Annotated in this window: 24 protein-coding genes; 9 read left to right on the forward strand and 15 right to left on the reverse strand. The window is 66.1% G+C overall.

The genetic code is table 11. From position 1 onward, the window contains the following. Window positions 1-120: 120 nt before the first annotated feature. Window positions 121-735: a J domain-containing protein gene (locus BMZ97_RS09630; protein ID WP_092167765.1), complete on the reverse strand. Its 615-nt coding sequence runs from the start codon at window positions 733-735 to the stop codon at window positions 121-123. 230 nt (window positions 736-965) lie between these two features. On the opposite strand from BMZ97_RS09630, the gene BMZ97_RS09635 reads away from it, so the two are divergent. Then, window positions 966-1,229 carry a BolA family protein gene (locus BMZ97_RS09635; RefSeq protein ID WP_244546360.1) on the forward strand — a complete coding sequence of 88 codons (264 nt, stop codon included), beginning with the start codon at window positions 966-968 and terminating at the stop codon, window positions 1,227-1,229. Between the two features lie 89 nt (window positions 1,230-1,318). Here the strand turns inward: BMZ97_RS09635 and BMZ97_RS09640 are convergent, their stop codons facing one another. The 4 genes from BMZ97_RS09640 to BMZ97_RS09655 all read right to left on the reverse strand — a co-directional run bounded on the left by BMZ97_RS09640 (window position 1,319) and on the right by BMZ97_RS09655 (window position 5,196). Beyond that, window positions 1,319-1,552, reverse strand: coding sequence for an AbrB/MazE/SpoVT family DNA-binding domain-containing protein (locus BMZ97_RS09640; protein WP_092167767.1), 234 nt, complete (start codon window positions 1,550-1,552; stop codon window positions 1,319-1,321). A 76-nt stretch (window positions 1,553-1,628) separates the two neighbouring features. Next, window positions 1,629-2,822, reverse strand: coding sequence for an MFS transporter (locus BMZ97_RS09645; RefSeq protein WP_175525492.1), 1,194 nt, complete (start codon window positions 2,820-2,822; stop codon window positions 1,629-1,631). A 25-nt stretch (window positions 2,823-2,847) separates the two neighbouring features. Next, window positions 2,848-4,017: an acetyl-CoA acetyltransferase gene (locus BMZ97_RS09650; protein WP_092167770.1), complete on the reverse strand. Its 1,170-nt coding sequence runs from the start codon at window positions 4,015-4,017 to the stop codon at window positions 2,848-2,850. Between the two features lie 273 nt (window positions 4,018-4,290). Beyond that, window positions 4,291-5,196 carry a DMT family transporter gene (locus BMZ97_RS09655; protein WP_092167771.1) on the reverse strand — a complete coding sequence of 302 codons (906 nt, stop codon included), beginning with the start codon at window positions 5,194-5,196 and terminating at the stop codon, window positions 4,291-4,293. Window positions 5,197-5,383: 187 nt separating this feature from the next. Between BMZ97_RS09655 and BMZ97_RS09660 the strand changes: the two genes are divergently transcribed. The 4 genes from BMZ97_RS09660 to BMZ97_RS09675 all read left to right on the forward strand — a co-directional run bounded on the left by BMZ97_RS09660 (window position 5,384) and on the right by BMZ97_RS09675 (window position 10,439). After that, window positions 5,384-6,997 (forward strand): serine hydrolase, encoded by a 1,614-nt coding sequence (locus BMZ97_RS09660; protein WP_175525493.1) that lies wholly within the window; start codon window positions 5,384-5,386, stop codon window positions 6,995-6,997. Window positions 6,998-7,007: 10 nt separating this feature from the next. Next, window positions 7,008-7,910 (forward strand): DMT family transporter, encoded by a 903-nt coding sequence (locus tag BMZ97_RS09665; protein WP_175525494.1) that lies wholly within the window; start codon window positions 7,008-7,010, stop codon window positions 7,908-7,910. 18 nt (window positions 7,911-7,928) lie between these two features. After that, window positions 7,929-9,062, forward strand: coding sequence for a CobW family GTP-binding protein (locus tag BMZ97_RS09670; protein WP_092167776.1), 1,134 nt, complete (start codon window positions 7,929-7,931; stop codon window positions 9,060-9,062). 216 nt (window positions 9,063-9,278) lie between these two features. Next, entirely contained in the window at window positions 9,279-10,439 is a 1,161-nt protein-coding gene (locus BMZ97_RS09675) for a GNAT family N-acetyltransferase (RefSeq protein WP_092167777.1), read from the forward strand. Here the strand turns inward: BMZ97_RS09675 and BMZ97_RS09680 are convergent. From BMZ97_RS09680 to BMZ97_RS09690, 3 genes are all read right to left on the reverse strand, one after another. Beyond that, a complete protein-coding gene (locus tag BMZ97_RS09680; RefSeq protein WP_092168913.1) occupies window positions 10,408-12,024 on the reverse strand; it encodes an acyl-CoA synthetase in 1,617 nt (538 codons plus the stop codon). The genes BMZ97_RS09675 and BMZ97_RS09680 overlap by 32 nt on opposite strands. Window positions 12,025-12,249: 225 nt before the next feature. Further along, window positions 12,250-13,314, reverse strand: a complete 1,065-nt coding sequence (locus BMZ97_RS09685; RefSeq protein ID WP_092167780.1) for an ABC transporter substrate-binding protein — start codon at window positions 13,312-13,314, stop codon at window positions 12,250-12,252. A gap of 559 nt (window positions 13,315-13,873) precedes the next feature. Further along, complete coding sequence (locus tag BMZ97_RS09690) at window positions 13,874-14,329, reverse strand: Lrp/AsnC ligand binding domain-containing protein (RefSeq protein WP_069693100.1); 456 nt, start codon at window positions 14,327-14,329, stop codon at window positions 13,874-13,876. A 131-nt stretch (window positions 14,330-14,460) separates the two neighbouring features. Here BMZ97_RS09690 and putA point away from each other — a divergent pair, with 131 nt between their 5' ends. Continuing rightward, window positions 14,461-17,580 carry a bifunctional proline dehydrogenase/L-glutamate gamma-semialdehyde dehydrogenase PutA gene (gene putA, locus BMZ97_RS09695; RefSeq protein WP_092168916.1) on the forward strand — a complete coding sequence of 1,040 codons (3,120 nt, stop codon included), beginning with the start codon at window positions 14,461-14,463 and terminating at the stop codon, window positions 17,578-17,580. Window positions 17,581-17,741: 161 nt separating this feature from the next. Here the strand turns inward: putA and BMZ97_RS09700 are convergent, their stop codons facing one another. Beyond that, entirely contained in the window at window positions 17,742-18,842 is a 1,101-nt protein-coding gene (locus BMZ97_RS09700) for an NADH:flavin oxidoreductase/NADH oxidase (RefSeq protein WP_092167783.1), read from the reverse strand. A gap of 93 nt (window positions 18,843-18,935) precedes the next feature. On the opposite strand from BMZ97_RS09700, the gene BMZ97_RS09705 reads away from it, so the two are divergent. The 3 genes from BMZ97_RS09705 to BMZ97_RS09715 all read left to right on the forward strand — a co-directional run bounded on the left by BMZ97_RS09705 (window position 18,936) and on the right by BMZ97_RS09715 (window position 20,351). Beyond that, window positions 18,936-19,241: an ArsR/SmtB family transcription factor gene (locus tag BMZ97_RS09705; RefSeq protein WP_092167786.1), complete on the forward strand. Its 306-nt coding sequence runs from the start codon at window positions 18,936-18,938 to the stop codon at window positions 19,239-19,241. A gap of 73 nt (window positions 19,242-19,314) precedes the next feature. Next, window positions 19,315-19,827 (forward strand): RNA pyrophosphohydrolase, encoded by a 513-nt coding sequence (locus BMZ97_RS09710; protein WP_092167789.1) that lies wholly within the window; start codon window positions 19,315-19,317, stop codon window positions 19,825-19,827. A gap of 143 nt (window positions 19,828-19,970) precedes the next feature. Next, on the forward strand, window positions 19,971-20,351 hold the full coding sequence (locus BMZ97_RS09715; RefSeq protein WP_092167791.1) for a VOC family protein: 381 nt from the start codon (window positions 19,971-19,973) through the stop codon (window positions 20,349-20,351). 50 nt (window positions 20,352-20,401) lie between these two features. Here BMZ97_RS09715 and BMZ97_RS09720 read toward each other — a convergent pair whose 3' ends face one another. The 6 genes from BMZ97_RS09720 to BMZ97_RS09745 form a co-directional block, all read right to left on the reverse strand. Then, on the reverse strand, window positions 20,402-20,815 hold the full coding sequence (locus BMZ97_RS09720; RefSeq protein ID WP_092167794.1) for a F0F1 ATP synthase subunit epsilon: 414 nt from the start codon (window positions 20,813-20,815) through the stop codon (window positions 20,402-20,404). 25 nt (window positions 20,816-20,840) lie between these two features. Then, the gene (locus tag BMZ97_RS09725; RefSeq protein ID WP_092167796.1) at window positions 20,841-21,293 is read right to left on the reverse strand and encodes a hypothetical protein; all 453 of its coding nucleotides are present in this window, start codon (window positions 21,291-21,293) and stop codon (window positions 20,841-20,843) included. A 135-nt stretch (window positions 21,294-21,428) separates the two neighbouring features. Continuing rightward, entirely contained in the window at window positions 21,429-22,910 is a 1,482-nt protein-coding gene (gene atpD / locus BMZ97_RS09730) for a F0F1 ATP synthase subunit beta (protein ID WP_092167799.1), read from the reverse strand. A 61-nt stretch (window positions 22,911-22,971) separates the two neighbouring features. Continuing rightward, entirely contained in the window at window positions 22,972-23,841 is an 870-nt protein-coding gene (locus BMZ97_RS09735; protein WP_092167801.1) for a F0F1 ATP synthase subunit gamma, read from the reverse strand. 44 nt (window positions 23,842-23,885) lie between these two features. Then, the gene (gene atpA, locus BMZ97_RS09740) at window positions 23,886-25,415 is read right to left on the reverse strand and encodes a F0F1 ATP synthase subunit alpha (RefSeq protein ID WP_092167804.1); all 1,530 of its coding nucleotides are present in this window, start codon (window positions 25,413-25,415) and stop codon (window positions 23,886-23,888) included. Next, window positions 25,415-25,987 carry a F0F1 ATP synthase subunit delta gene (locus BMZ97_RS09745; RefSeq protein WP_092167806.1) on the reverse strand — a complete coding sequence of 191 codons (573 nt, stop codon included), beginning with the start codon at window positions 25,985-25,987 and terminating at the stop codon, window positions 25,415-25,417. The genes atpA and BMZ97_RS09745 overlap by 1 nt, the downstream gene beginning before the upstream one ends. Window positions 25,988-26,042: the final 55 nt, after the last annotated feature.

Here is a 26,042-nt window from a genome sequence, read left to right on the forward strand (position 1 = left end):
GAAGACGTGGGCAGGAAGGAAGACTTGGATGGTCGGCACAAGGCCGACCATGACGGGTTTTCCGTCTCGCCCTGTCGTGGGTTCCGGGTTCGGCCCTGCGGGCCGCCCCGGAATGACAGGTCACACCATCCCCACCGTCTTCAATTGCTGATAGGCCTTCAGGATCTCCTGAAGCGTGCCTTCGCGCGAGCGGTCGCCGCCATTGGCGTCGGGGTGGAAGCGCTTCACCAGTTCCTTGTAGCGCGCCTTGATCGCGGCGGAATCGGCCGTGATGTCGAGATTGAGGGCCTCGAGCGCCTTCCGGGCGACGACGCCGACACGCGGCTCCGGATTGGCCGCCTCCTGGGCGCGCCGGGAGCCGAAGATGTTGAAGCCGTCCTGCACATCGGCCTCACCACCACCCGCCACGCGCCCGCGCTGCGCCATCCGCGCCGCTTTGGAGTTGACGCCGAGCTTCCAGGTCGGCCGATGGCCGATCTCTTCCTGCTTGGCGTAGGCGGCGAGCGCCTCGTCATCCATGCCGGCGAAATAATTATAGGTCGCGTTGTAGGCCTTCACATGCTCCATGCAGAACAGGAAGAACTTGCCCTCGCGGCCACGCCCCTGGGGCGCGCGGAATTCGCCCACCCGGGCACAGCCGGCATGGTCGCAGCGGGGCGCATCGGTTTCCTCGACCGCTTCCGCCTCGGAAGGGCCGATCCTGATACGGTCGAAAAGGCGTGAGTTGAAGTTCATGCTCGAATGGTTATGAGACGCGCAATCGGAACCGGCAAGTGCGGCGCAACATGCACCAGCCGATCCCCCCAAGAGCAGGATGCGAAAAAGCGGGTACCGGTTTTTCGCATCCTGCTCTAACTCTTTGGTGAGAGACGGATTCAGATTTCAGATGGAACCACTGCGTGATTCCATCTGAAATCTGAATCCGTCTCTATGACGACCGGAAGAATGTCGCGATCATGACCGCAATGGCTGAACGGATTACCAAGAAGCTGGAAAGCGCCTTGTCGCCGCAGCGCTTGAAGGTGATCGATGAATCGCACCAGCATCAGGGCCATGGGGGCTGGCGCGAAGGCGGCGAGACGCATTTCAGGGTTGATATCGTATCAGAAGCCTTTTCCGGCAAGAGCCGATTGGAGCGTCACCGCCTGGTCAACGCCGCGCTGGCGCAGGAACTGGCGGATGGCGTGCATGCGCTGGCGATCGTGGCGCGCGGTCCCGGCGAGGCGTGACACCGCCCTCTGGCCGCGCTTTCCGGGCGTGATCAACCTGGCCGACGGAAAATAGCTTCGATAGCGCTTTAGCGCGACGCGCCTTGCCGTCACAGCTCGCCGCGCGTCATGGCCATGATTTCGTCCGTGCTCAGGCCCGGTCCGGCGCTGCCGCGCCATTTGTCGATCAGGCTCTCACTCGCCGCGTGCACAACCTTGAGCAGCACGACCCTGCCATCGGCCTCCATCCGGAAATCGACAGCGCTTCCCGGAACGATGCCAAGCCGATCGCGCACCGGCTTGGGGATCGTGACCTGCCCCTTGCTTGTGACAGTCGTCGCCATGGCAGCCTCCGTATTACCCCCCAAGAAGGTAATACCTCGCCATCTCCCACACAAACCCGCGCCGGCTTGGGAGCTCTCAGCCCTCCGCCCGCTCCGGGGTGAACGCATAGATCACCGCCGCTCCCAGCAGCAGCGCCGCGAACCCCCAATGCAGGTTGGCGAAGGTCGTGGCCGCGTCGAAGCCTGAGGCGCGCTGCGTCGCGATGAACCAGCCCGAGCCGGACTGGAGCAGAGCCGCGCCCGAGATGAACAGGAAGTTCACCGCCGTCATGCCGCGCCCGAGCAGATGGGCAGGCAAGAAGATGCGCGCGTGCGCCATCAGGACCGCATAGGTGAAGCCGATCGCTCCGATCGCCGAGAACAGCACGACGGCCAGCGCGGCCGAGGAGGAGCCCGTCAGCGCCAGCAAGGCGAAGGCGACCGCCGTCGCGACCGTGCCCCAGAGCACCAGCGGCTTGACCCGGCCGAAAGCCTTTTCGAGCCCGCCATAAAGGAACGCGCCGCCAACCATCGCTAGCGCCATCGCGGTTGCGGCATTGCCGGCAGTGATGGCGTCGAAACCATGGACGTCGCCCATGAAGGGAGCAATCCACAAGCCCCGTGCCGTCGCCACGATGGCGTAGCCGATCAGGGTGATCGGCGCGAGCAGCCAGAGCGGCCGCAATCGCAGGATGCTGGCGAGCCCCTCGACTAGGCCCTCGGTCCTGCCGGACGCGCTTTCGGCCCGTGGCGGATCGCGCAGCAGCACCGCGGCCAGCAGCGTCGCGACCACGAAGCATACGGCCATCGCCAGCATCGCCGTCCGCCAGCCATAATGCGCCGAGGCCAGCGCCAGCGGTCCGGCCGCGACGAGATTGCCGAGCGAACCGAGGCCGATCAGCACAGAGGTCAGGAAGGCGAAGCGCGCCGGCTCCGCCGTCCGTGCGAACAGGAACAGCGAGGCCATGAAGATCGGCGCGCAGCCGATGCCGATCAGCGCCATGGCGAACGTCCCCGCCAGGGCATTGCTCGCCATGGCGAAGAGAAAGGCCCCGACCGAGCCGACCGCCATTGCAACCGTAACCGTTCGCCGCGGCCCAAGCCGGTCGAGCGCCCAGCCGATCGGGAATTGCGAGACGGCGAAGGCGATAAACCAGGCCGCGCCGAGCAAGCCGAGCTCGCGCGGCCCTATCCCTAAATCCGCCATCACCGGATTGGCGATGACGCTCAGGAACGACCGGTAGAAGATCGACAGGAAATAGGCCGGCAGCAGTGCAAAGAAGACGGTCACAGGGCGAACCGGCGTATCGGCTGCGTCACTTGATCCGCTCGAGCACCGAGACGTAGTTGGCGACCGCCGCCCCGCCCATGTTGAAGATGCCGCCGAGCTTGGCATCCTGCACCTGCATACCCTCCGGCGCCTCGCCGACGAGCTGCATCGCGCTCAGCACATGCATGGAGACGCCGGTCGCGCCGATCGGATGGCCCTTGGCCTTGAGGCCACCGGAGACATTGACCGGCAGCTTGCCGTCCTTCTGGGTCCAGCCTTCCTTGATCGCGCGCGCGCCGTCGCCTTCCCGGGTCAGGCCCATCGCCTCGTATTCGATGAGCTCGGCGATGGTGAAGCAGTCATGCGTCTCGACGAAGGAGAGATCGTCGAGCGTGACGCCGGCCCGTGCCAACCCCTGCTTCCAGGCCAGGGTGCAGCCTTCGAACTTCAGGATGTCGCGCCGCGACAGCGGCAGGAAGTCCTGGACATGAGCCATGCCGCGGAAGCCGACCGCGCGGCGCATGCCCATCGCGGTCTCCGTATCGGCCAGCACGATGGCTGCCGCGCCGTCAGAGACCAGCGAACAATCCGTGCGCTTCAGCGGGCCGGCGACGTAGGGGTTCTTCTCGCTCTCCTCGCGGCAGAAGGCGTAGCCCAGATCCTTGCGCATCTGCGCATAAGGGTTGTCGACGCCGTTCCTGTGGTTCTTGGCGGCGATCATCGCCAGCGCGTCCGACTGGTCGCCATGGCGCTGGAAATAGGCGGCGGCGATCTGGCCGAAGACGCCGGCAAAACCGCCGGTCGTCTCGCCCTCTTCCTTAAGATAGGAGGCCTTCAACAGGAACCTGCCGATATCGGCGGAGGGCGTCTTGGTCATCTGCTCGACACCGACGACGAGCACGATCTTGGCATCGCCGGCCTTGATGGCGCGCGCGCCCTGATGCACAGCGGCGGAACCGGTGGCGCAGGCGTTCTCGACGCGGGTGGTCGGCTTGAAGCGCAGCGCCGGATCGGCCTGCAGCACGAGCGAAGCGGTGAAATCCTGCGCGGAGAAGCCGGCATTGTAGTGCCCGAGCACGATCTCATCGACCTGGTCGGCCGTGATCCCGGCATCGATCAATGCGTCGGTGGCGACCCGCACGATCAGGCTTTCAATGGTCTCGGCATCCTGCTTGCCGAACGGCGTGTGGGCCCAACCGACGATCGCAGCGCTCATGACGTTCTCTCCCTAAAGACCAGCTTTTCAGTCTAATTGCGCTTCGCAAGCGCACCCTGCAAGCCGGCAGAAGCGCATTTCTACCGTGCGCGGAAAGAGGGGCCACGATGCGGACCTTCAGACGGGTTTTCGAGGGAAGTGGGCACCGGTTCGCGTGAAGAAAACGCGTCAAAATAAAGAGCTGGAGCAGTTTCCGATCCAATTGGATCGGAAACTGCTCCAGACGCGGGTTCTATCGTGCCATCGCCGATCGAAACCGGCTGTGGAAGCGCTTTAGGAAATCGCCAGCAACAGCAACGCGCCGACGCCGAGAACGATCAGCGCCATTCCCACCAGCTCGCGCCGGCTCGTGCCTTCCGCGAAGATGCGGCGCGAGGCGATCTGCGCCAGAGGCACCTCGATCAGCGCGAGCGTGCGCACATTCGCGGCGCTGGTCAGCGAGAAGCCGAGGAACCAGCATTGCGAGGCGGCAGCGCCCAGAAAGCCCGCCGAGAGCGAGCGGCGCCAGTTGCGCAGGCTCATGACCAGGGCCGGGCGGTTCGCGGCCAGCATGTAGAGCGTCAGCAGCACGGTCTGGAGCGTCAGGCCGAGCGCCAGGATCGTCGTGGCGCGGATGAAGAAGCCGCCCTCCGGCAAGGCCTGGATCGCGCCACGAAAGCCGATCGCCGACAGCGCGAAGAAGGCTCCCGACCCGATGCCGAGCACGGCCGGGCGCATGCCGGCGGCGGTCAGTTTCTGGCCGGGCTTCCAGGACACGACGATGACGCCGATCGTCGCGACGATGATCGCCGCGAATTTGCCCCAGCCGAGCGGATCGCCCAGCAGCAGCGCCCCGAAGATCGCCACCTGCACCGGCTCGGTCTTGGTGTAGGCGGTGGTCACGGCGAAGGAATGCGTGCGCATCGCCGCGAGCATCAGCGCGGTCGCGGCGATCTGCGCCAGCGCGCCGCCGAGCGCGAAGGCCAGCACCTTACCGTCGATCGCCGGCGGCAAACGCTCCGTGACCAGGCAGACCAGGACCAGGAACAAGAGCGCGAAGGGCAGGCCGAACAGGAAACGCACCTGCGTTGCGCCGACGACGCCGATGATGTCGGTCAGCGAGCGCTGCGTCAGATTGCGCGCGGTCTGCAGGAGCGAGGCCGCGATCGTCGCGGGAATCCAGAGAAGGGCGAGGCTCACGCGGCGTAATCCATCACAAGGGCAGAGGCCTTTTGGACCCCAGGCCGCGACTAGGCAAATCGCTCCGCTCCGGGTAGGTATGCGTCTGCGGGCGGACAAAAACGTCCGCCGTCTCGAAAATGCCGCACGCGTCGCGTTGAACCCGCCAGCTTCCGTCTCCGCGTCCCCACAGGTTCAAGACCGCACGATGATCTCATCCCGCCTTGCCGCCGTCCTCGCCTTTGGCCTTGTTCTCGCTGGCCCCGCAGCGGCTGGCACCAGCCTCGTGATCGACGCCTCGAGCGGCGCGGTTCTCTCCGCCGAGAACCCGAGCCAGGCCTGGCACCCGGCTTCGACGACGAAGATGATGACGACCTATCTCGCCCTGAAGGCGGTACGCGAGCGGCGGCTCGGCCTGGAGACTGCGATCCCGGTCTCGAAGCTTGCGGCCGGCCAACCGCGCGTCAAGGTCTATATCAAGGCCGGGCAGGAGATCACGCTCGATAACGCGCTCCGGATCATGCTGGTCAAATCGGCCAACGATATCGCCTATGTCGTCGCCGAGGGCGTCGGCGGCAATGTCGAGACCTTCGTCGGCATGATGAATGCGGAAGCTGCGCGGCTGGGCATGCGCGACACCCATTTCGTCAATCCCAATGGCTGGCACAACCCCGACCAGCAGGTCAGCGCGCGCGATCTCGCCATCCTCGCCATGGCGCTGATGCGCGAATTCCCGGATTACGCCGATTACTGGAACACGGCCTCGGTCCAGCTCGGCAAGCAGGTGCTGAACAACACCAACGGGCTCGTCGGCCGCTATTCCGGCATCAACGGCATGAAGACCGGCTTCGTCTGCGCCTCGGGCTTCAATGTGGTCGCGACCGCGACGCGCGGGGGGCGCACCTTGATCGCGGTCGTGCTGGGCGCGCTCTCGGGCGCCGAGCGCACCGTGAAGGCCGCGCAGCTGCTGGATGAAGGCTTCGGCAAATGGGGCGGCCTCGGCTACGACGTCGCCTCGCTTCCCGCCAGCGGAACCCGTGCCCCCAATATCTGCGACGATGTCCGCCGCAAGGGCGGCGGGGCCGCGCTCGCCGACGATGTCGATGTTTCCGGGCCGATCTCGGCCTTGACGACGGCGGGCGGGGTCGGCGGCAACGCCGATGGCGCCGGCGACCGTTTCCTCGCCATGAGCCCGCAGCCGCGCGCGACCGGAGCGATGCTGTCGCGCGCACCGTCGGGCCGCATTGTGCTGGGCCCGCGCGCCGAGACCACACCCGTTCCCGTCGCCTTCGGCCGCACGGCGGGCTCGGCCTCCGCCCCGCTTGCGGCCAATGCCACGGGCCGGGCCGACAGCCAGTTCGCGCGCGGCGCCGCACCCGTGATCGCGCCCGACAAGCCTGTTGCCGCCAGCCTGTTCGGCGGCGGCACGCCGGGCCTGTTCAGCAACACACGGGCCCGCACGGCCTCCAGCAATGGCGGCATTCCGGGAGCGACCACCGCCTTTGCGCCGACGGATGGCGCAGCGCAACCGCCGGCCGACAGCTTCCAGGCCGGACCTCTCAAGCTGCAGGGCGCCGTGCAGCCGGGCAAGGCGACGGCCTCGAGCCTGCGCCCGGGTGCGGCTGCCGGCATCAAACCCGCAGCCCGCCCGCCGGCCAAGCCCCTGCTCGCCAAACCCAAAAGCGACAGCAAGACCGATTCCAAGAGTGCGGCGGAAAAGGCCAAGCCCGGCCAGGCCGCAGCCAAGCTCCAGCCCGCCAAGCCGCCGGCGAAGACCAAGGCCGCGCCTGCGCCCAAGCCCAAGCCGAACGACGACGCCTGAGCCAGATGCCTTGACCGCCGATCGCGACCGCGCCGCCGGGCAGCACGGGTTCCTCTTCGCCCTCGGCTCGGCGGCCGCGTACGGCACCAATATCGTCAGCGCCCAGATCGCGGGACGAGCCGGCCTGAGCGGGCCCTTGCTGGTGTTCTACCGCGTCTTCCTGATGCTGGCGCTCGCCAGCCTGGCTGCCCTGCTCTGGCGCGCCTCGCTCGCCGTGCCACGCGGCGAACGCCGGGCCCTGGCCCTGTTCGGCTTCGCCAGCGCCGGGGTCGGCTGCGCCTATCTCTCCTCGGTCGCCTTCGTCCCGGTCAGCGTCGCCGCCGTCGTCTTCTACACCTTCCCGATCCTGATCATCCTGGCCGAGCCTCTGCTCACCTCGGCCCGCTTCAGCCCGGACCGGCTGGCGGTGGCGTTGCTCGCCTTTGCCGGGATCGCGATGGTGGTCGGGCCGGACCTGCACGGCCTCGACCCGCGCGGGCTCATGCTAGCGCTTGCGGCAAGCGTGCTCGCCGCGACGCAGTTCTTCGCCGCCAACGCCAGCCCCACGACCCCGCTGCTACCCAGGCTGTTCTGGTCGCATCTGATGATCCTGCCGATCGCCGCCGGCATCCTCATCCTGATGGGCGGATTCCTGCCGCCCGGCGCGCTGACGCTCGCGCCCGGCGCGATCGCGGTGACGATCGGCGGCTACCTGATCGGCTTCCTGCTCCAGGTCCTGGCCCTGATGCGTGTCGCACCCGGAAATGCCGGCCTCGCCTTCTGCGCCGAGCCGGTCTTTGCCGTCGCAGTCGCCGCCCTCATGCTCGGCGAGCGCCTCGGTGCCTTGCAATATGCCGGCGGCGCCCTTGTCGTGGCCGCGATCATGGCTAATGTAATACTAGAACAAAAGCGACGCCTCCTGGCGCCGGCCTGAAGCCAGAAGCCCAGACGCATGACCGGCCCCGAGACCAGACCCACGCCAATCCCGCTGACCCTGCTGACCGGCTTCCTCGGGGCGGGCAAGACGACGCTGCTGAACCGCCTGCTCAAGGACCCGGCGCTCGCCGAGACCGTCGTCATCGTCAATGAATTCGGCGAGGTCGGCCTCGACCATCTGATGATCGAGGGCGTCGAGGAGAATATGATCCTGCTCGCCTCGGGCTGCCTCTGCTGCACGATCCGCGACGACCTCATCGTCACGCTGGAGGATCTGCTGCGCCGGCGCGACAATGGCCGGATCGCGCCGTTCCAGCGCGTGGTGATCGAGACGACAGGCCTCGCCGACCCCGCACCGATCCTGAACGTGCTGATCAACCACCCCTATCTCGCCATGCGCTTCAAGCTCGACGGCGTCGTGACGCTGGTCGACGCCGTCAACGGCATGGCGACGCTCGATGCCCATGAGGAAGCGGTGAAGCAGGTCGTAGCGGCCGACCGTCTCATCCTGACCAAGGCCGACCTCGTCGCCGACGAGGCCGGGCTCGCGCCGCTGCGCGACAGGCTGGCCGCGCTCAACCCGGGCATCGCCCTGCTGCAGCCGGATGCGGCGGCCAAGGCGCTCGTCGGTTCCGGGCTCTACGATCTCGCCGAGCGCCCGCAAATGCTGCGGCAATGGCTCGCCAATGAGGCTCTGGGCGAGGCCGATCACCATCACGGCCACGGACATGCTCATGACGGCCATCACGGTGACAGCCATCACCATGATCACGGGCATGACCGTCACGACGTAAACCGGCACGACGCCAGCATCCGCGCCTTCGCGCTCACCGCTGATGCGCCGATCGCGCAGGCGACCTTCGATCTGTTCTGGACCTTGCTGCGCTCGACGCATGGCCCCAAGCTGCTGCGATTGAAGGGGCTGGTGAACCTCGCCGAGCATCCCGGGCAGCCCCTGCTGGTCCATGCCGTCCAGCAGATCCTGCATCCGCCGCTCCTGCTCAAGGCCTGGCCGGATGCCGACCATCGCTCCCGGCTCGTGCTCATCGTCAGGGATATCGACCCAAGCGTGGTGGAGCGGCTCTGGGCCGCCTTTCTCGGGCAGACACAGCGTACCGAGCTGCGTCAGGGCCACAGCGCTACGGCTTAGGCACGCGAAACCACGCCGTCATTCCGGATCTGCGCCGCTGGCGCGGCTGGTCCAGAATGACGGCGTGGTTCTCCATCAAATCATCTTGCTCTGAAACGAAAGCCTCGGCACCATTTTTGAAGTACTCCCGACCGGGGATTGCTCCCGACGCCGCGCCGTGCCGATCCGGCACAAGCTCGCGCCAGGACGATCCAGCACAGCGGCGGGCAGGATCGGATGAACCAGATCATCGCTTTGAAGGGCCTCTCCCCAGGCAGCTCCACAGCCTATGCCGCGCCGAGCCGACCCCAGGACGCGGCCATCACGACCGAAATCCGCCTGCTCTCCGCTTGCGGCGAGATCCGGCAGGCCTGGACGGAGCTCGCCGCGCGGGCGATCGAATCCAATCTGTTCTTCGAGCCGGATTTCGCGCTCGCGGCAGCCCAACACCTCATCGCCTTCCGCGACGCAGCGGTGCTGCTCGCCTGGCAGGGACCAGTTGGTTCCCCGCAGCGACGCCTTCTCGGCCTGATCCCCTGCTTTCCGCGCAACCGGCTCTTCGTGCCCGACGAATTGATCGGCTTCTCCGACCGGCGCATCTTCAACGGCGCGCCATTGCTCGATGCCGCGCAGGCGCAAGCCGTCCTCGCCGCCGTGCTGAGCCTGCGCCAGGGCTGGGTGCTGGAGGGACGCGGGCTCGTACTGCGCCAGATCGACATGGCGAGCCCGCTGATCGCACCGATCAGGCGTGCGGCCGAAACGCTCGGGCTGGGCACGACGTTGATCCCTGCGAACCTGCCGATTCCGCTACGGCACGGCGCGCCAACGCCCAGCGATATCGAGGCGATGCGGCACGCCCTGGCGCAGCGCGGCAAACTCGAGCTGGTCGAGGCCACGTCGCGCACCGAGCTGCGCGACGCAGTCGAGATCCTGCTGGCGATGGAGGCTTCCGGCCCGAAAGGCCGCGCCGGCAAGGCGGTCTTGCAGGACACGCGTGAGGTCGGCTTCCTGCGCGCCATGACCCGGGCGCTTGCCTGTTCCAGGCAATCCCGCGTCGCCCTGCTGACGCTGGACGGGCGGCCGATCGCCGGTGCGCTGGTCATCGGGCGGGCGAAAGGCGGTTGGCTCTATATGGCAGCGCAGGACGAGAGCGAAGCGCCCTTCTTCCCCGGGCAAGTCCTGTTCCCCGAGCAAGTCCTGCTCGCATTGATGCGGCAAGCGGCACCGGAGCGGACGATCCTGCAGCCGGCGCCGGCAACGAGCGGGCCGGGCGCCGTAAGCTTTGGCGAAATACGGCTCTCGCCCCGGGTCACGCGCAAGCCGCGCGATCTCGCCGGCCGCGCGCGCGCGGCATTGCGGCGCGGCCTCAGGCTTCCGCCCGCAAGAGCCGCCGGATGATCTTGCCGGTGGTGGTGAGCGGCAACTCGTCACGAAACGCGATCTCGCGCGGATATTCATGCGCGGAGAGCCGCTTGCGCACGAAGGCCTGAAGCTCGGCCGCGAGCGCCTCGGACGGCTCGCGGCCGGCTTTCAACACGACGAAGGCCTTGACGATCTCGGTCCGGAGCGCATCGGGCTTGCCGACGACGGCCGCAAGCGACACCGCCTCATGCTTCAGCAGGCAATCCTCGATCTCGCCCGGCCCGATGCGATAACCCGACGAGGTGATGACGTCGTCGTCGCGGCCGATGAAGCGGACATAGCCTTGCGCATCCTGCACGCCCTGATCGCCGGTCGTCATCCAGTCGCCGATGAATTTTTCCGCCGTCGCCTCAGGCTTGCGCCAATAACCCAGGAACATCACCGGATCGGGCCGACACACCGCGATCTGGCCTTCTTCATCCGCCGCGCAGATCGAGCCGTCGGGACGGATGATGGCGACCTCATGGCCGGGAACCGCCTTGCCGATGCTGCCCGGCCGGCTGATGCCGATCGCTGCGCAAGAAGCCAGCACGAGATTGCACTCGGTCTGGCCATAGGCCTCGTTGACGGTCAGACCCAGCGCCTCGCGCCCCCAGGCCAGGGTCTCGGCGCCCAGCGCCTCCCCGGCCGAGGCGATCGTGCGCAGCTTGAGCGCAAAGCGCTCGCGCGGCCTGTCGACGCTGCGCAGCATCCTGAGCGCGGTCGGCGGCACGAAGGCGTTGCGGATGCCAAGATCGGCGATCAGGCGATAGGCCTCCTCCGGCTCGAAGCGCGTCACCGGCCGCGCCACCACGGCGACGCCGAAATGCAAGCTAGGCAGCAGCATGTTGAGCAAGCCGCCGGCCCAGGCCCAATCGGCCGGGGTCCAGGCGAGATCGCCCGGTTGGGGCAGGAACTCATGCGGCATCTGCACGCCCGGCAGATGGCCCGGCAGGACCCGATGGCCATGCAGCGCGCCCTTGGGATTGCCGGTGGTGCCGGAGGTGTAGATCATCAGGGCCGGATCGTCGGGACCGGTATCGACGGCTGTGAAATCCGGACTCGCCTTGGCCAGCAGGCTTCCCCAATCCTGCGCCGCGCCCTGCGCGCCGTCGGTCGAGATCACCAGGCCGAGCTCAGGCAGTGGCTCGGCGATCTGCCCGACCTTGCTGAGCCCGGCCGCATCCGTGATCAGGACCTTGGCGGCGGCATCGCCCAGCCGATAGGCCAGCGCATCGACCCCGAACAGGGCCGCCAGAGGCACCGCAATGGCGCCGAGCTTGTAGGCGGCGAGATGGGCGGTCAGCACGCTGCGCCCCTGCGGTAGCAGGATCGCGATCCGGTCGCCCCGTTCGACGCCCCGCGCCCGCAGCGCATTGGCGAGCCGGTTCGACTGCTCGCGCAGATGCCCGAAGCTGACCGGGCTCACGCGCCAGTCCTGGGAGACCTCGATGATCGCCGTACGCTGCGGCTCGGCAGCAGCCCAGCGGTCGCAGATGTCGACGGCGATGTTGTAGCGAGCGGGGATGCGCCAGCGGAAAGCCGCACGCAAGCCGTCATAGTCGCGTAGATCGGGCAGTATCAAGGTGATGGGGTCCGGCGAAAAGGCGCGGCACGATAGGCAGAGCGCCCCGCGCTGTCACCTTGGCGCGAGAGCCGGATGATTTCAGATGGGCTCACGAAGTGATCCCATCTGAAATCTGAATCCGTCTCTCATCTAAAAGTGAGAGCAGGATCAATGCGAAAAACCGGTTCCCACTTTTTCGCATCCTGCTCTTGGTTAGGAGCCGCGACGAGCGAAGCCCGCTCAGAATTGTCGCTCCGCGACCGGCGGCAGGAACGCGTCCGTGAACGCATCGCCCGCTCTTGCCTTGTCCTTGAAGCTGTAGCTCAGGCCGATCTGGTCAAGCGCGCGCTCCCAGCGCGCCCTGTCGATGCCGCCGAACCCGTTCGCCTTGGCGAAGGGCGTCACCACATTCTGCTCGAGCGTCATCTTCAGGCGCTCCAGCTCGACCTCGGCCCTGGCGACATCGTTGCGCTTGATCACCAGTTGTGCGCCGAGATCGGGATCGGCGACCGTGTCCCTGAAGCTCCTGGCGAGCGCCCGCAGCAGTCCGCGCAGCGCCTCGGGCTTCTCCGCCAGGAATTTGGGCGAGACCATGATGGCGTTGCCGTAGAGCTCGACGCCGTAATCGGCCATCAGCATGACGACGATGTCGTCGACCGGGACGCCGCGCGACTTCAGGTTGATGTAGGAAGAGTTGGCGTAGCCGAACACGGCATCGACCTCGCCCGAGGCCAGCATCGGCTCACGGACGGGGAAGCCGACATTCTCCAGCCGCATCTTGCTGTCGTCGAGCTTGTTGATCGTCTTGAAGATCGGCCATTGCGCGAAAGCCGCGTCAGCCGCGGGCGCGCCGAACTTGCGGCCTTCCAGGCTCTTCACATCGGCGCTGACGCCGCGGCTCTTGCGCCCGACGATCGCGAAAGGCGGCTTGTCATAGACCATCATCACGGCCTTGAGATCGACGCCGGGGTTCTCGTCTCGGTAGCGGATCAGCGAATTCACGTCGCCGAAACCGACATCATAGGCACCCGAGGCCACGCGTGGGACCACTTCGCGTGAACCGTTACCGGGCTCGATCGTGACATCGAGCCCCTCGGCTTTGAAATATCCCTTCTCGATCCCCATCAGGAACAGAGCAGCCGGCCCCTCGAACCGCCAGTCCAGCGTGAAGCGGACGGTTGTCTGCGCTTGGGCTGGCCCGATCATCGCCGTGGGCGCGGTCGCCGCGAGCAGGAGAGCTGCACCGAGGCGGGCGATGCCACGCCGGGACAACGCCACGGCCGGGGCATGCAAAGGGTTAGGCATCTCGAACTCCGGAGGAACGGACGGGTGCGGACCTAGAGGCTGTTATGATCCATGGGGAGGATTTGATGAGGTCAAAACGGCGGAGATGGGAGGAGCATTGCGCAGGCGATACCATGGGTATCGGCAAGCGATGCGACACTGCAGCTCCGCCGTTTTCACCTCACCCGCAGGGCGCGGCGCTTTTGCGCGACTGCGGCGTCGTTCTTCGTAGCAAGCCGGAAGGCTTGCGTCCTCGAACTCCTGGCACTCGCGCAAAATCGCCTGCGTCAAATCGACCCCATGGTTCATAACAGCCTCTAGCTGAACGTAGAGATCGAACCGGCGACCGGCGGGCCGAACGATCATGCCTCCAAACTGGCCGAGCCACACGACAGGTCAAGTACAAAGCGCCCTTTGCGCAAGCAGAACGCGAAGAAAAAAGTGGCGTTCCGCTCGATCACGTTTTTCGTATTCGGACGGCACCGTCCGAATACGAAAAGCCTGATCGCTTCTAAAAATTGAGAGCATTGCTCCCACGAAAAAACCGGTACCCACTTTTTCGCGCAATGCTCTGACAGGATCAAAGCGGCAGCGCCCCGTCGGTCTTGACCTCTTCCATCACCGCGTAAGTGCGCGTCTCGCGCACCGCCGGCAGGGCCAGCAGAACCTCGCCGAGGAAGCGGCGATAGGCATTCATGTCGGCGACACGCGTCTTGACCAGATAGTCGAAGCCGCCGGCGACCATGTGGCACTCCAGCACCTCGGGCGCACGCTTCACGGCCGCCGCGAAGCGCTCGAAAGCATCGGGTGTCGTCTTGTCGAGATAGACCTCGACGAAGACCAGCAGGTTGAGCCCGAGCTTCAAAGGATCGAGCGTCGCGCGATAGCCGGTGATGTAGCCCTCGCGCGACAGGCGCTTGAGCCGTTCGCCCACCGCCGTCGGCGAGAGCCCGACCTTTTCGGCAAGCTCGACACCGGCAATGCGGCCATCGGATTGCAGAAGGGAGAGGATACGACGGTCGGTGCGATCTAGCACGGGATTATTCTCTATAATAAAAGCCAGAAGCCGACATTAATACGGGCAAGATCGGAAAATAGCCAATTGATATGCGGCCCAAGAGGTCCGATCCTTCAGATCATCCCGCCTCGCTCATCTGGAGCCGTTTCATGGCCACCGCCGCCCCGCGTTTCGTCGAAGCGCCAGCCCTTTCCGCTTTTCGCGTTCCCTATGCGGAAGACGATGGCGCGATCGCCGCGACGCTGCTGGCCGGAGCCCGGCGCGAGCCTGCCGCCAAGGCGCGCATCGACGCCCGCGCCACCGAATTGATCGAGGCGATCCGCACCCGCAAGGTCGGGCTGGGCGGCATCGAGGAGTTGCTGCGCGAATATTCGCTTTCGACCAAGGAGGGGCTGGCCCTGATGGTGCTGGCCGAGGCGCTGCTGCGCGTGCCCGACGCGGCGACCGCCGACCGGCTGATCGAGGACAAGCTCGGCCAGGGCGACTTCGCCAATCACGAGTCGAAATCGGACGCCTTCCTGGTCTCGGCTTCGGCCTGGGCGCTCGGCATCACCGCGCGCGTCATCCAGCCCGGTGAAACGCCGACGGGCATCATCGGCAGCCTCGCCAAGCGCCTCGGTGTGCCGACGGTGCGCACCGCGACGCGCCAGGCGATGCGCGTGATGGGCAATCATTTCGTGCTCGGCCAGACCATCGAGGAGGCGCTGAAGCGCGCCGGTTCCAAGACTGGCAAGCTCTATCGCTATTCCTTCGACATGCTGGGCGAAGGCGCGCGCACGCAGGCCGACGCCGACCGCTATCTCGCCTCCTACAGCGCCGCGATCGACGCCATCGGCCGCTCCGCTGGCAATGAGCCGCTGCCGAACCGGCCAGGCATCTCGGTCAAGCTCTCGGCCCTGCATCCGCGCTATGACGCGACCAATCACGAGCGCGTGCTGGCCGAACTGACACCCAAGGTCATCAAGCTCGCGCAGCAGGCCAAGTCCTACGATCTCAACTTCACCATCGACGCGGAGGAAGCCGACCGGCTCGAACTCTCGCTCGACGTCATCGACGCCGTGGTGGCCGATGCCTCGCTCGCCGGCTGGGACGGCTTCGGCCTCGCCATCCAGGCCTATCAGAAGCGTGCCTCGGCCGTGATAGACCATATTGCGGCGCTGGCCGAGGCTCATGGCCGCCGCATGATGGTGCGCCTCGTCAAGGGCGCTTATTGGGACACCGAGTTGAAGCGCGCCCAGGAGCGCGGCCTCGCCGACTATCCCGTCTTCACCCGCAAGGCGATGACCGACCTGAATTACGAGGCCTGCGCCGCGCAGTTGCTGCGTCTGCGGCCGCGCATCATCCCGCAATTCGCGACGCATAACGCGCTGACGGTCGCGAGCGTCGCCGAGATGGCGGGCAATGCCGAGAATTTCGAGTTCCAGCGCCTGCACGGCATGGGCGAGGCGCTTTATGAGAAGCTGCTGGCGGACAAGGCGGGCTATGCCTGCCGCACCTACGCGCCGGTCGGCGGCCATCAGGATCTGCTTGCTTATCTCGTGCGCCGCCTGCTCGAGAACGGCGCCAACTCCTCCTTCGTCAGCATCTCCGGCGATCCTGACGTGCCGGTCGCGCAATTGCTGGTGCCGCCCGCCGACCTGATCGGCAATGCCGGCGCCGCACGGCATCGCCGCATCCCGCTGCCGGCAGACCTCTACGGCCCGTCGCGAAAGAACTCGGCCGGCGTCGAGCTCGGCCATGCCGAGAGCCTGGACGCCCTGCTGGCCGAGATCGCGGCAGCCACCGCCAAGCCATTCCCGGACGCCAGCCCGATCATCGACGGCAAGGCAGCAGGCGGCACGCCCCGCCCGGTTCTGTCGCCGATCGACGGCAAGGCCATTGGCACTGTCGCGGAAGCCGACGCCGCCTTGGCTGGCCGCGCCATGCTCGCCGCCAAGGCCGGCTTCGACGACTGGAACCGCACGCCTGCCCGCACGCGCGCCGCAGCTTTGCGCAAGGCCGCCGACCTGATGGAGGCAAAGCGCGGCCTGCTGCTCGCCCTGCTCCAGGCAGAGGCTGGCAAGACGCTGGACGACGCCATCTCCGAGGTTCGCGAGGCGGTCGATTTCTGCCGCTATTATGCCGCCGAGGCCGAGGCCAAATTCGCCACGCCGACCGCCCTCCCCGGCCCGACCGGCGAGGAAAACCGCCTGATCCTGCGCGGGCGCGGCCCGTTCCTGTGCATCGCGCCGTGGAACTTCCCGCTCGCCATCTTTGCCGGGCAAGTCGCGGCCGCGCTCGTCGCCGGCAACAGCGTCGTCGCCAAGCCCGCCCCGCAGACGCCCCTGATCGCCACTGTGACCGTGCGCCTGTTGCACGAGGCCGGCGTGCCTGTTTCGGCCTTGCACCTGACCCCAGGCGATGGCGCGCTCGGCGCGGCGCTGGTCGCGCATCCCGCTGTCGCCGGCGTCGCCTTTACCGGCTCGACCGCCACCGCCCGCGCCATCAACCGCGCTCTCGCAGCCAAGGACGGGCCGATCGTCCCGCTCATCGCCGAGACCGGCGGCCTCAACGCCATGATCGTCGATGCGACGGCGCTGGCCGAGCAGGTTGCCGACGACGTCGTGATGTCGGCCTTCCGTTCCGCCGGCCAGCGCTGTTCGGCCCTGCGCCTGCTCGTGGTGCAGGAGGACGTCGCCGACAAGATGGTCGAGATGATCACCGGCGCTGGCAGCGAATTGAAGCTCGACGATCCCCGCCGGATCGAGACCCATATCGGCCCGGTCATCGACGCTGCCGCCAAGCAGCGGCTCGACAGCCATGTCGAGGCGATGCGCAAGCTCGGCCGCGTCGTCTGGGCCGGCGAAACGCCCGCACTCGGCGGCACCTTCGTCGCCCCCCATGTCGTCTCGCTGGACAGCATCGCGGAGCTCGATCGCGAGCATTTCGGCCCGATCCTGCACGTCGTCCGCTGGAAGTCGGGTCAGCTCGACAAGGTCATCGAGGCGATCGAGGCGACCGGCTACGGCCTGACGCTGGGCGTGCATTCGCGCATCGAGACCACCGTCGAGGAGGTCGTCAGCCGCCTCTCGACCGGCAACATCTACGTCAACCGTAACATCATCGGCGCGGTCGTCGGCGTACAGCCCTTTGGCGGCCATGGCCTCTCCGGCACCGGGCCCAAAGCCGGCGGCCCGAACTACCTGATGCGCTTTGCCACCGAGCAGACCGTGACGGTGAACACGGCCGCCGCCGGCGGCAATGCCAGCTTGATCGCGATGGGGGAGTGATAGGAGGGGCCACAGGCCCCTCTAGAGCAGGATGCGAAAAAGTGGGAACCGGTTTTTCGCATCCTGCTCTAACTCTTAGTTGAGAGACGGATTCAGATTTCAGATGGGATCACTTCGTGAGCCCATCTGAAATCATCCGGCTCTTGCATCACACTCTTGCATCACGCAGCGCGATAGCGCGACAGCCAATGGGCATAGGGCGCCGGCAGCGTCTTCCAGGCCGCGTCCTCGATGCCCAGCGCCTTTGCCGCCGCATAGGGCCAGTGCGGGTCGGCCAGCAGCGGCCGGCCGAGCGTGACGAGATCGACCTTGCCTTCGCGCACCAGCGCATCGGCCTGCTCGGGCTGGCTGATGTACCAGCTCGTCGAGGCCGGCAGGCCGCTCTCGCGCCGCACACGCTCGGCAATCGGCGCCAGGAAGGCCGGCCCCCACGGAATCCTGGCCTCGTTGGTCGAGAAGCCGATGCTGACATCGATGAAGTCGAGCCCCTCGGCCTTGAGGCGCTTCACCAGTTCAATCGCCTCGGCCAGCGTCTCTTCGTCCTGCCCGTCATATTCGATCACGCCGAGCCGGGCCGAGAGGGGGCGATCCTCCGGCCAGACCTTGCGGACCGCCACGAGCGTCTCGATCAGGAAGCGGGCGCGGTTCTCGAAGCTGCCGCCATAGGCGTCGTCGCGCTTGTTGGCGTGGCGCGACAGGAAGCTCTGCGCCAGATAGCCATGGGCGAAATGCAGCTTCAGCCACTGGATGCCGATATCGCGGGCCCGCTCCGCCGCCGCGACGAAATCGCCGCGCACGCGCTCGATATCGGCCAGCGTCATCGCCCGCGGCACACGCCCGAGGCCGCCGCCTTGAGCGACGGCGGACGGCGCGATGGTCTCCCAGCCACGGGCATCGCCGACCGCGATATGGTCGTCGCCTTCCCAGGGAAGGTTGGCGCTGGCCTTGCGACCGGCATGGCCGATCTGGATGCCCGCGACCGCACCGGCCTTGCCCATCTCGGCGACGATCGGCGCCAGCGCTTCGGCCTGCGCATCGTTCCACAGTCCGAGACAGGCGGGCGTGATCCGCCCCTCCGGCGAGACGCCGGTGGCTTCGATGACGACGAGGCCGGCGCCGCCCCGCGCCAGCCCGGCGAGATGGGCGCGGTGCCATTCATTGGCGACGCCGTCCTGCGCCGAATACTGGCACATCGGCGAGGTCACGATGCGGTTGCGAAGTGTGACATTCTTCAGGCTGAAGGGGTCGAAAAGACCGGGCATTGAGCGGCTCCGCGCTAAAGGGGTTCTATTATTCGATAGTTCGATATTTTTCGAATTTTGGCAATATCGAATCCCTGTGATAGGCTTATCGCCATGCGACATGCCCGCCTGCCCGCTTCGGAAGAGATCGCGATCGTGGACGTCTTTCACGCGTTGAGCGATCCGTTTCGGCTGCAGATCGTCCGCCGGCTGGCAGTCGAAGGCGAAGCGAGCTGCCAGGCGCTCGAAGGCGACCGTCCGAAATCCAGCGTCTCCCATCATTTCCGGGTCCTGCGCGAAGCCGGGCTGATCCGGACACGTAACGAGGGCGCGACACGGATGAACGCATTGCGTCGGGAGGACATCGAGCGCCGTTTCCCGGGGCTGCTGTCCTGTGTTCTCTCGGCCCGCAACGACTGAGGTTCTCGCCCGCCCGCCGAACCATGAACGCGGGCCCGTTTCGCTCGCGGACACGGTGCCTTAAGCTCACCGGATGGACCTGCCTTATCGCCCCAATGTCGGCATCGCCCTGTTCAATGCCAGCGGCCTGGTTTTCGCCGGCCGCTCGCACAGCGCCGGCCCCGAAATCGTGCAGCCCGGCTTCGACTGGCAGATGCCGCAAGGCGGCATCGATCCCGACGAGGACATCGTCGCGGCAGCGCGCCGCGAGCTCACTGAGGAAACAGGCGTGACGAGCGCCACATTCCTTGCGCTGACCGAGGATTGGTGGACCTACGACTTCCCGCCCTATGACGGCCCGGCGCATAAGCTTTGCGCCTTCAGGGGCCAGCGGCAGCGCTGGGTCGCCTTCCGCCTCAAAGGGCAAGACAGCGAGATCGACATCACTCGCCCCAATGGCGACGAGCCAGCGGAGTTCAGCGAATGGGCCTGGCTGCCCTTGGTGCAGATGCCGGCTCGCATCGTGCCGTTCAAGCGCCCGGTCTATGAGCGTGTCGCGCAGGCCTTCTCGCACTTCGCCGCGCCTAGTGTCCCGACATCACCCTGACCACCCGAGAGCCGGATGATTTCAGATGGGGTCACAAAGTGATCCCATCTGAAATCTGAATCCGTCTCTCATCTAGAAGTGAGAGCAGGATCAATGCGAAAAACCGGTGCCCACTTTTTCGCATCCTGCTCTAGGAGACTGCGATGAGCCTGATCAGCTTCGACCATTGCGTCATTCACGTCTCGGATTGGGAGCGCTCGAATGCCTTCTATCGCGACGTCATCGGAGCCGAGATTCTGCGCAACGGCGCGGGCTTCGTCTATCGCATCGGCACAGCGCAATTGAACTGCCATGGGCCGGGTTTGGACCCGACCCCAGTCGCGCGCCTGCCGGTACCGCCCGGCGGCAGCGATCTCTGTTTCACCTGGGCCGGGCCGATCACTGACGCCATCGCGCATTTGGAGACACGGAAGGTCGCGATCGAACTCGGCCCGGTTCCGCGCTTCGGCTGTGGCGGCCCGGGAACCAGCGTCTATTTCCGCGATCCCGACGGCTCGCTGCTGGAGTTCATCAGCTACACATGAAAAAGGCCGCTCGCGCGGCCTTTTGACAGTCTCAGAGGTAAAGGCTGACGCTACGCCGCCTTGCGGTTCTCGAAGACGTGCTTGAACTCGCGCAGCTGCACCAGAACGTCGTGCAGGCGCTTGCGCTCATCCTCATCATGCGTACCGGCGAGCTTGGTCTCGGCGGTCAGGATCTCCTGTTCGAGGACGGCTGTGTCGACGTCCTCGAGGAACCGGCCCTGCTCGGCCAGGATCGTCGTCGCGGCATGGTTGACCTCGACGAGGCCGCCATTGACGAAGAATTCCTTGCCGTTGCTGCCATCGGTCTGGGTGAAAACGATGCCCGCCTTCAATGTCGCGACCAGCGGCGCATGGCCGGCCAGCACGGTGATCTCGCCCTCGACGGACGGAACGATGACGCTGACGACGTCTCCCGAGAACAGGATGCGCTCAGGCGAGACGAGTTCGAACTTGAAGGTTGCCATGGTCGGATTCAGTCCGTTCTACGATTCAGACGTGAGGAATAGCCAGGCGGGACGCCTGAGCCACTTCGGCGGGACAGCCGGGGATCTTTTCAAGGCGCGGCCAGAGCTCGGGATACATGTTCGCGATACGGGCGCCGATCCGCAGGACGAAGAAAGCCGAGGCTCCGACCTTACCGCCTGCGGTTGCGACGCTGACGCGTCCGTCGACCTGGGGATGGTTGATTGAACGCTGGTGCAACGTGATCGCCCGCACCAGCGGATCCGCATCGGTCCCATTGCACATTCCAGTCAAACCCACCTGCTTGTAGATCGCCTTGCGATCCGGCGGCGTTTCGACCTGATTGGCAGCGAGTTGATAATACCACTGGATATAGAGGACGTCCGCCCGCAGGTTGTTCTGCCCGCCCTTGCCGACAGAACAGTCGATATTCCACTGGAAGTCGAAATGCCCTGCATCGGCATGCAGATACGCCTTCATCTCGGCCTCCGCTCCTGCGAGCCCTGTTCTGGGAACGCCTGATTACCACACCTACAGTCTGACGATCCAATAGCTCGTTGCCACCCCGGAGCGAAAACGGGAAGGCCAATTCGGCCTTCCCTGCGAACGCAGGCCTCAGGCCGCTTCGGCGGCCAGGCGCTGAGCCTTCTCGATCGCTTCGTCGATCGAGCCGACCATGTAGAAGGCGGCTTCCGGCAGGTGGTCGTACTTGCCCTCGACCAGGCCCTTGAAGCCCTTGATCGTGTCCTCGAGCGCAACCAGCTTGCCCGGCGAGCCGGTGAAGATTTCCGCGACGTGGAAGGGCTGCGACAGGAAGCGCTCGATCTTGCGGGCGCGGGCGACCGAGATCTTGTCCTCTTCCGAGAGCTCGTCCATGCCCAGGATCGCGATGATGTCCTGCAGCGCCTTGTAGCGCTGGAGGATCTGCTGGACCTGCCGGGCGATGGCGTAATGCTCCTCGCCGACGATCGCCGCAGAGAGCATGCGCGAGGTCGAGTCCAGCGGGTCGACCGCCGGATAGATGCCCTTTTCCGCGATCGAGCGCGACAGCACGGTCGTGGCGTCCAAGTGAGCGAAGGAGGTCGCGGGCGCCGGGTCGGTCAAGTCGTCCGCCGGCACGTAGATCGCCTGCACCGAGGTGATCGAGCCCTTATTGGTGGTGGTGATGCGCTCCTGCAGGTTGCCCATGTCGGTCGCCAGCGTCGGCTGGTAACCCACCGCAGAGGGAATGCGGCCGAGCAGAGCCGACACTTCCGAGCCCGCCTGCGTGAAGCGGAAGATGTTGTCGACGAAGAACAGCACGTCCTGGCCCTGGTCGCGGAAATGCTCGGCGACGGTCAGGCCCGACAGGGCGACGCGCATGCGGGCGCCCGGAGGCTCGTTCATCTGGCCGTAGACCAGGGCGCATTTCGAGCCCTTGGCCGAGCCGCCATGCTCCTTCGGATCGACGTTGACCTTGGACTCGATCATCTCGTGATAGAGATCGTTGCCTTCGCGGGTGCGCTCGCCGACACCGGCGAACACCGAATAACCGCCATGGGCCTTCGCGACGTTGTTGATCAGCTCCATGATCAGCACGGTCTTGCCGACGCCGGCGCCGCCGAACAGGCCGATCTTGCCGCCCCTGGCGTAAGGCGCCAGCAGGTCGACGACCTTGATGCCGGTGACGAGGATCTGCGCCTCGGTCGACTGCTCGGAATAGGACGGAGCCGGCTGGTGAATGCCGCGCGTTGTGGCCGCGCCGATCGGGCCGAGTTCGTCGACCGGCTCGCCGATGACGTTCATGATACGGCCGAGGCACTCGTCGCCGACCGGCACCGAGATCGGCGCGCCGGTGTCGGTGACCGACTGGCCGCGAACCAGGCCTTCGGAGGAGTCCATCGCGATGGTGCGGACCGTGTTCTCGCCGAGATGCTGGGCGACTTCGAGAACCAGGCGGTTGCCGAGATTGTCGGTCTCGAGCGCGTTCAGGATCTCCGGCAGAGCACCATCGAACTGCACGTCGACGACGGCGCCGATGACCTGCACGATGCGGCCAGTGCCGGTGTTGGCAGGCTTCTCTGCGGCGACGGTCTTCTTGGTAGCGGCTTTGGCCATGGTTTCGAACCTCGGGTACAGCGTGTCAGGTGGCCGGCATGCCAGCCTAATTGCTAGACGTTTAGAGCGCTTCCGCGCCGGAGATGATTTCGATCAGTTCCTTGGTGATCATCGCCTGACGCGAGCGGTTGTACAGCTGCGTCTGCTTCTTGATCATTTCGCCGGCATTGCGCGTGGCGGAATCCATCGCCGACATGCGCGCGCCCTGCTCGGAGGCCGCGTTCTCCAGGATCGCGCGCAGCACCTGCACCGTGAGGTTGCGTGGCAGCAGCGTCTCCAGGATCTCGCCTTCGTCGGGCTCGTAGTCGTAGACGGCCTCGGTCGCCTTCGTACCGGCCGGGATCTCGGCGGGAATGATGCGCTGCGCCGTCGGAATCTGCGAGATCACCGACTTGAACTTCGAGAAGAACAGCGTCGCGACGTCGAACTCACCCTCGGCAAAGCGCGCCAGGATGTTCTGGGCGATCGCCTCGGCATTGACGAAGCCGACCTGCTTGAAAGCGCGCAGGTCGATCAGCTCGATGATGTCTTTCTCGAACTGGCGCTTCAGGACGTCATGGCCCTTCTTGCCGACGCAGATGATCTTGACCGTTTTGCCTTCGGCCTTGAGCGCATTCGCCTTGTCGCGCGCCAGACGCGCGATCGAGGAGTTGAACGCGCCGCAAAGCCCGCGCTCGGCCGTGCAGACCACCAGCAGGTGCACCTTGTCGGCGCCCGTGCCGGCGATCAGCTTCGGCGCGCTCGAACCCGAGACGCCGGAGGCCAGATTGGCCAGCACCGTCTCCATGCGCTCGGCATAGGGACGCGCCGCTTCGGCCGCAGCCTGCGCCCGGCGCAGCTTCGCAGCCGCGACCATCTGCATGGCCTTGGTGATCTTCTGCGTCGCCTTCACGGAGGCGATGCGGTTTCGTAGATCCTTCAAGGAAGGCATCGACGATCCTCATATTGGCGAAGCGCTGAGCGCCCCGCGCGGCCTCAGGCGAACGACTTGGCGTAGTCCGTGACGAGATCCTTCAGCTTCGCGGCGTTCGCGTCCGAAAGATCCTTGCTGTCGCGGATTGCGTTGAGCAGATCGATATGCTTGCCGCGCACCAGCGCGAGCAGCCCGTCCTCGAAGGCGCGGACCTTGTTGACCGGCAGCGGGTCGAGATAGCCGTTGACGCCGGCATAGATCACGACCGTCTGCTCTTCCATCTTCAGCGGCGAGAACTGCGCCTGCTTCAGGAGCTCGGTCAGGCGCGCGCCGCGGTTGAGCAGGCGCTGGGTGACCGCATCGAGGTCGGAGCCGAACTGCGCGAAGGCGGCCATCTCGCGATACTGCGCGAGCTCGCCCTTGATCTTGCCGGCAACCTTCTTGGTCGCCTTGGTCTGCGCGGCCGAACCGACGCGCGACACCGAAAGGCCGACGTTCACAGCCGGGCGGATGCCCTGGTAGAACAGGTCGGTCTCGAGGAAGATCTGACCGTCGGTGATCGAGATCACATTGGTCGGGATATAGGCCGAGACGTCGTTGGCCTGCGTCTCGATGACCGGCAGCGCCGTCAGCGAACCATTGCCGGCAGCATCGCCCATCTTGGCGGCGCGCTCGAGCAGGCGGGAGTGGAGATAGAACACGTCGCCCGGATAGGCTTCGCGGCCCGGCGGGCGGCGCAGCAGGAGCGACATCTGGCGGTAGGCGACGGCCTGCTTCGACAGATCGTCATAGATGATGACGGCATGCATGCCGTTGTCGCGGAAATACTCGCCCATGGCGCAGCCGGCGAAGGGCGCCAGGAACTGCATCGGGGCAGCGTCGGACGCGGTCGCGGCGACGACGATCGAATATTCCAGCGCGCCGCGCTCTTCGAGCACTTTCACGAACTGGGCGACGGTGGAGCGCTTCTGGCCGATGGCGACATAGACGCAGTAGAGCTTCTGGCTCTCGTCCGTGCCTTCGTTGTTGGCCTTCTGGTTCAGGATCGTGTCGAGCGCCACGGCGGTCTTGCCGGTCTGACGGTCGCCGATGATCAGCTCGCGCTGGCCGCGGCCGATCGGGATCAGGGCGTCGATCGCCTTGAGGCCGGTCGCCATCGGCTCATGCACCGACTTGCGCGGGATGATGCCGGGCGCCTTGACGTCGACGCGGGCGCGGGCCTTGGCCTTGATCGGCCCCTTGCCGTCGATCGGGTTGCCGAGCGCGTCGACGACGCGGCCGAGCAGCTCCTTGCCGACCGGCACGTCCACGATCGCGCCGGTGCGCTTGACCGTCTGGCCTTCCTTGATCTCGCGGTCGGAACCGAAGATCACGACGCCGACATTGTCGCTCTCGAGGTTGAGCGCCATGCCGCGCACGCCGCTCTCGAACTCGACCATCTCACCGGCCTGGACCTTGTCGAGGCCGTAGACGCGGGCAATGCCGTCGCCGACGGAGAGAACCTGGCCGACCTCGGTGACGGAGGCTTCGGACCCAAAGTTAGAAATCTGGGCCTTCAGGATCGCGGAGATTTCAGCGGGGCGGATTTCCATCAGCCGACCTCTTTCATGGCAAGACGAATTGAATTGAGTTTGGTTTTCAGCGAGGCGTCGACCATGCGGGAGCCCATCTTGACGATGAGCCCGCCGATCAGCGTCGGATCGATCTTGATCGCGACATCGACATCCTTGCCGGCGACGCCCTTGAGGGCGGACCGGATTTCCTCGACACGCTTGGCCGTGGGCTGTTCGGCAACCGTGACCTCGGCGCTGACGATGCCCTTGGCCTCGGCGACGAGGTTGCGATAGCCCTGGATCATGCCCGGCAGCGTGAACAGGCGGCGCTTGCTGGCGACCAGCCCGATGAAGTTCCCGGCGATGCCGGAGATGCCCGCCTTGGCGAGGATCGCCTTGATCGCGGCGACCTGATCCTCGGCCGAGAAGGCCGGGCTCTCGACCAGCCGGCGCAGATCAGCGCTCTCGGCCAGCATCGCGCTGAAGCTGGAAAGGTCGGCGGAAACGGCGTCGATGGCATTGGCCTCGCTCGCCAGCTCGAAGAGCGCCGTGGCGTAGCGCCCGGCGACGCCCGAAACCAGTACTCGATCCTGCGATCCGCCTTCAGCCACGCGTCACGTCTCTCGTTCAAAGGACCGCACCGGCGACCCCCTGCGAGGGCGGAGT

Origin of the sequence: Allobosea sp. OK403 (genome assembly GCF_900113835.1) — a bacterium.
Classification (GTDB): Bacteria; Pseudomonadota; Alphaproteobacteria; order Rhizobiales; family Beijerinckiaceae; genus Allobosea.